Annotated in this window: 4 protein-coding genes and 1 pseudogene; 1 reads left to right on the plus strand and 4 read right to left on the minus strand. The window is 70.1% G+C overall.

All coding sequences use genetic code 11. The features are described from left to right. The 4 genes and pseudogenes from AOK01_RS46155 to AOK01_RS19260 all read right to left on the minus strand — a co-directional run. Positions 1-190, minus strand: a pseudogene (locus tag AOK01_RS46155) (hypothetical protein); the annotation flags it as partial. After that, positions 187-1,092, minus strand: coding sequence for a carbohydrate ABC transporter permease (locus AOK01_RS19250; protein ID WP_245702308.1), 906 nt, complete (start codon positions 1,090-1,092; stop codon positions 187-189). The gene AOK01_RS19250 and the pseudogene AOK01_RS46155, both read right to left, overlap by 4 nt. 35 nt (positions 1,093-1,127) lie before the next feature. Continuing rightward, complete coding sequence (locus AOK01_RS19255) at positions 1,128-2,384, minus strand: sugar ABC transporter substrate-binding protein (RefSeq protein ID WP_055513320.1); 1,257 nt, start codon at positions 2,382-2,384, stop codon at positions 1,128-1,130. A gap of 126 nt (positions 2,385-2,510) precedes the next feature. Beyond that, the gene (locus AOK01_RS19260; protein ID WP_245702309.1) at positions 2,511-4,466 is read right to left on the minus strand and encodes a glycoside hydrolase family 127 protein; all 1,956 of its coding nucleotides are present in this window, start codon (positions 4,464-4,466) and stop codon (positions 2,511-2,513) included. 310 nt (positions 4,467-4,776) lie between these two features. Between AOK01_RS19260 and AOK01_RS19265 the strand changes: the two genes are divergently transcribed. Further along, positions 4,777-5,793 (plus strand): LacI family DNA-binding transcriptional regulator, encoded by a 1,017-nt coding sequence (locus tag AOK01_RS19265; RefSeq protein WP_055513324.1) that lies wholly within the window; start codon positions 4,777-4,779, stop codon positions 5,791-5,793. Positions 5,794-5,847: the final 54 nt, after the last annotated feature.

Here is a 5,847-nt window from a genome sequence, read left to right on the forward strand (position 1 = left end):
GGGATACGTTGACCATCCAGTAGACCGGCAGGAGCATCAGCGCGGTCAGTACCAGGGCGATCGCCGTGTTGCACCGGGCCCGGACGCGGGCCCGGCTGCGGGACCGGCCGAGGGCCGGTGCGCGTCGGCTGCCGGGGCGGGGGGTGGGACGGGTGCCGGGGTGGGTGGCGGCGGGTTTCACCGTGCTCATGCCTCCTGCCTGCGCTGGGTGTGGATGTGCAACAGGCCGAAGGCCAGGGCGATGACGATCAGGAGGTTGCCCACCGCCGCCCCGGGACCGAAGTGCGGGAGCATGGAGCCGAATCCCAGCTGGTAGGACCAGGTGGCCAGGGTGGTGGACGACGAGCCGGGCCCGCCTTTGGTCATGATCCAGATGAGGTCGAAGACCTTGAGGGTGTAGACGAAGCCGAGCAGCAGGGTGATGGCGGTGACCGGGCGCAGCAGCGGGAAGGTGACGCGGCGGAAGCTCTGCCAGAGGCCTGCGCCGTCCAGTGCGGCGGCCTCGTACAGCTCGGCGGGGATGTTCTGCAGTCCGCTGTAGAGGATCACCAGGTTGAAGGGGATCCCGATCCAGATGTTGGCGATGACGACCGCGGTGAGTGACCACTCGGGTGACGTCAGCCAGTTGACGTTGTCGCCGCCGACCGCCCGCAGCAGGTAGTTCACGACACCGGACTCGCTGTTGAGCATCCACGACCAGGTGGACGCGGACACGATCAGCGGGAGCAGCCACGGTACGAGGAACAGGGCCCGGAGTGTGGCCGACAGCCGGAAGTTGCGGTTGAAGAACACCGCCAGCGCGAGCCCGATGATGTACTGGGCGACGATCGAGCACAGGGTGAAGATCAAGGTGTTGCGCAGGGCCGGACCGAAGGTGGCGTCCTGGAACACTTCCCCGTAGTTCTGGAGGCCGGCGAACGGCGCGTCGTTCTGGACGAAGGACCGGACCGTGTAGTCCCTCAGGCTCAACTCGACGTTGCGGTAGAGCGGATAGACGTAGAACAAGGCCAGGTAGAGCACCAGCGGGGCGAGGAAGGCCCATGCGGTGAGTGCGGAGCGGCGGTGGTGCGGGCGGGTCGGCCGACGCTTCACGAGCGTCTTCGTGGGGGCGGCGGCGGGTGGCACGGTCAGTTGCCCGTCTTGGACCGGGCGGCCTGCTGGGCGGCTTCGAGGGCCGCCTTCGGCGACTGGGCGCCGGAGAGGGCGGCCTGTACCGCGGTCCACATCTGCTCGGAGACGACCGGGTAGTCGGTGTTCATGCCACCGCTGGTGCGTCCGCGGGCGGCCGCGACGGCGTCGACCCAGGCCTGCAGGCCGGCGTTCTCCCGTACCTGCTGGTCCTGCACCCGGGCGGTGGGCGCGATGTAGGACAGCGTGGTGTCGGTGGCCAGGAGGTTCTTGCCGTTGATCAGACAGTTGACGATCTTGGTGGTGGTCCTGTAGCGCCCCGTGTCGCTCTGCACCGGTACGGTGACGAACTCGCCCCCGGTGGGGACCGGCGCGGGGCCGGACTCGACGGCCGGGATGCTGATGACGCCGTACTCGAAGCCTGCCTTCTCGGCGTTGGCGAGCTGCCAGGTGCCGTTCTCGGCGAACGCGAAGTCGCCGGTGGCGAACTCCTGCCAGCTGGTGGTCTGGGTGTTGCTGATGACCGAGTTCGGCGCGTACCCCTCGTCCAGCCAGTCCTTCCACAGGGTCAGGGCCGACACGGCGGCGGGTGAGTCGATGTCGGTGAGTTCGGCTCCCGCCCCCCAGAACCAGGGAAGGAACTGGAAGGAACCCTCCTCGCTCTTCGTCGCGGAGAAGGTGATGCCCTTGCTGCCCGCGGCCTCGACCTCGGCCAGTGCGGCCGTCAGGGACTTCCAGTCGGTGACGGCGGCCGGGTCGACCTTCGCCTTCTTCAGGACGTCGGTGTTGTAGTAGAGGGCCAGCGTGTTGGCGCCGATCGGCACGCCGTACGGCTCGTCGTCGACGGTGCCGGCGTCCAGGATGTTCTTCTGGATGCCGGTGGTCTTCAGTCCGGCGTCCGCGGCCTTGGCCAGGATTCCGGCTTCGGCCAGGGTGGAGACCGCGGGATTGTCGACCAGCATGACGTCGGGCAGGTTGTCCTGCTGTCCCGCGAGCAGCGCCTTGTTGGCGAGGTCGGTGGTGTCCATCGGCGTCCGCTTGATCTTCACGTCGGCCTGCGCGCCGCATGCGGTGACTCGCTTGCCCCAGGGCGAAGAGGCGTCGAACTGCGGGTAGGGGTCCCAGAACGAGTACGTACCGGCTTTCGCGGAGGACGCGTTGCCGGAAGCCCCGTCCGAACAGGCCGCCAGAGGGGTCAGGAGAGTGACCGCCAGGACGGTGCCGGTGACCGCACGGGCCGTGCGTGGAGTGCTCATGGTGTCCTCTGTCTCCTTGCGGGACGGAAGCGGGTCGAAGTCTCGGCGGGGGGTGAGGTGGCCGCGTGGTCGAGGTACGGCGGCGTGGTCGATGTGCGGAGACGTGGCCGAGGTGCGGCGGCGTGGTCAGCCGGTGGGGATCCAGACGCGCATGGCGCCGTCCTCGCGGTTGGCCCAGGCGTAGTACGGGACGGCGGTCAGGGTGAGCTCGCCGGAGGCGGTCGTACGGGTGTCGTCGTGCGGGGCGTAGGGCCACCAGCTCTCGCCGGGCGGGGTGCCGCGGTGGCCGGTGGCCTCGACGGTGACCACGCCGCCCAGCAGTTCGGGACGGAAGACGCTCCGCAGCGACCGCTCCGTGTCGATGACGAGGTCGTCGAGGCCCCCGCCCGGGTGATCGGCCTGTTCGAGGCAGTGGACGAGCGGACCGCGCTCGATGGCGACGCTGCCGCGTACGGCGTCGACCCGCGGGTCGGCACGGGTCAGCCGCGCTTCCATGTCCAGTTCGAGGACGATGTGCCGGCCCGGTGACCAGGTGCGGTGCAGGCGCAGCCAGCCGTCCTCGACGAGGGGTTCGGTGGGTTCGCCGTCGACCAGGACGGAGTACGTGCGGCTCCAGTGCGGCAGCCGCAGGGAAAGCGTCCACGGCGTACTGTCCGGTGTGCCGGTCAGGGTGAGCGCGATCCGCCCGTCCACGGGGTAGCCCGTCGTGATGTCGGCGGTGACCGGGCCTGCGGCGAGCTGTGCGGAGACGCTGCCGGTGGCGTACTGGTGGATCTGCAGGCCGGTGGCGTCGGTGCTGGCGCAGTAGTCGGGCAGGGAGGCCAGCAGTCGCATCACGTTGGGCGGGCAGCAGGCGCAGCGGAACCAGCGGGTGCGGCGCGAGGTCTGGTCGGTGCCCTCGTCGGTGTAGCCGTCGCGGACCTGGAGAGGGTTGACGTAGAGCCAGCGTTCGCCGTCGAGGGACACTCCGGCGAGGACGCCGTTGTAGAGGGTGCGTTCGACGAGGTCGGAGTAGCGCGCCCGGCCCGTCATGAGAGCCATCCGCCAACTCCACTGGACGGAGGCGACGGCCGCGCAGGTCTCGCAGTAGGTGCGGTCGCTGGGCAGCTCGTACGGATCGCCGAAGTCCTCCCACTCGTGGCGGGCACCGAGACCGCCGGTGAGGTGGGTCTTGGTGGCGGTCATGGCGTCCCAGAGGCGCACGACCGCCTCTCGCAGTTCGCCCTCGCCGGTCTCGGTGGCCACGTCGGTCGCGCCGGCCAGCAGATAGAGCTGACGGACCGCGTGGCCCTCCACATTCCTGGCCTTCCGCAGCGGGACGCGGTCCTGGCAGTAGGCCGGGCCGGGTGCGGTGCCGTGCTGTTCCCCCGTGTTGAGCAGTCCGTGGCCGTGCCGGTCGATGAAGTACCGGGCCAGGTCGAGGTAGCGGTGCTCGCCCGTCTCGCGGTACAGCTCGACGAGCGCGGTCTCGATCTCGGCGTGGCCGCAGATGCCGTCGACGGCCTTGCCGGGGCCGAAGGTGGCGTCCACGTGGTCGGCGAACCGGACGGCGATCCTCAGCAGGCTCTTCACGCCCGTGGTGCGGTGGAGGGCCACAGCGGCCTGGATGAGGTGTCCGGCGCAGTAGAGCTCGTGGCCCCAGCGGAGGTCCTGGAACCGCTGGTCCGGCTTGACCACCTGGAACCAGGAGTTGAGATAGCCGCTGTCCTCCTGGGCCGCCGCCAGGAGAGCGGTCAGTTCCTCGATGTGCGACCGCAGACCGGTGGGATCGTCCGTCGAGGGGTCGCCCAGCTGCCAGGCGGCCGCTTCCAGCCACTTGGTCACGTCCGAGTCGAGGAAGGGCAGGTCCCCGCGGTACTCGCCCTCGGTCTTTCCCGCGGCCAGGGCGAGGTTGTGCAGATTGCCCGCCGACTCCAGCAGGGCGGGACCCTGAGGTATCGAGGCCCGCTCGTTGACGAGGCGCCGCTCGGCCCAGAAACCCCCGGTGATCCTGGTCGCCGCCTCGGGACGCAGCGCCGCCGACGCCTGCGGGGTCAGGCGCAGCGGCCCGGTGGCGGACGGCGGGGAAACGGGTGAAGACATACGGAATCTCCTCATCGACCGGTATCGAACGGAGCCGACCGGTCATCCACCAGAGCGGGCCGGTACGAGAAAACGCAGGCTGAGCGGTGATCGGGAAGGAGGACCAGCGCCGCCGCACGGTCCGGCAGGTCGGACAGGTCGGCCGGATGACGACCACTGGGGAAACCCTTTTCCTGGCGCTGAAGGTAGGGGCCCCCTCGTGTCACGTCAAGGTTTCGCACCGGAAAACAGCGTGATCTGCCGCCGCATGACGAAGCGAGGAGGTCAATGGCAAGATGATGTCGACAGGCATTCGAGAAAAGGGTTTCCCATGACTGCTGCCGACCATCGAGCCGCGACGCGCACCACTCTCACGGACGTCGCGACACTGGCCGGAGTGACCCCGGGGACCGCCTCGAAGGCGCTCAACGGCCGGGGGAAGCTGCGGCCGGAGACCCGCCAGCGCGTCCTGGACGCCGCGCGCCGGCTCGACTTCCGGCCGAACCAACTCGCCCAGAGCCTGATCAGCGGCCGGACCTGGACGGTCGGCCTGATCACCACCGACGGCATCGGACGGTTCGCCACCCCCGTGCTGCTCGGCGCGGAGGACGCCCTGGGAACGGGTGAGATCTCCGTGCTGCTGTGCGACACCCGGGGCGACGCCATCCGCGAACAGCACTATCTGCGCACCCTGGCCGCCCGGCGCATCGACGGCATCATCGTCACCGGGCGCAGAACCGATCCGCGCCCTCCACTGGCGGGCTCGACCGACGTGCCCACCGTCTACGCCTTCGCCCCCTCCACCGATCCCGACGGCATCAACGTGGTCTCCGACGACCGCCAGGGCACCCAGCTGGCCATCGGACATCTGACCGGCCTCGGCCGCCGGAACATCGCCCATGTGACGGGCCCCGCCCACCACGCCGCGGCGACCGACCGCGCCGCCCACACCACTCACTGGCTGGCAGCGGCCGGGCTGCCGCTGGCCACCGGCCGGGTCCAGCACGGCGAGTGGAGCGAGGCGTGGGGCCGGCAGGCGGTCCGCGGCGTCCTGGCCACCGCACCCGACACCGACGCGATCTTCTGCGGCAACGACCAGATCGCCCGAGGCGTCACCGACGCTCTGCGCGAGAGCGGCCGCCGGGTCCCCGACGACATCGCCGTGGTGGGTTACGACAACTGGGACACCATGGCGCTCGCCAGCCGCCCCCCGCTGACCAGCGTCGACATGAACCTCACCGAAATCGGCCGGCTGGCCGCGCTCAAGCTCCTGGAAGCCATCGACGGCCGCCCCGACCCCGGCACCCACCGCACTCCGTGCCGGCTCGTGGTGCGCGACTCGACCTGAGATTCCGGTCATGCGCGACCGGCGCGGACGGCGGGATCAAGTGGCCGCCCCGAC

The organism is Streptomyces aurantiacus, from assembly GCF_001418335.1.
Lineage (GTDB): Bacteria > Actinomycetota > Actinomycetes > Streptomycetales > Streptomycetaceae > Streptomyces > Streptomyces aurantiacus.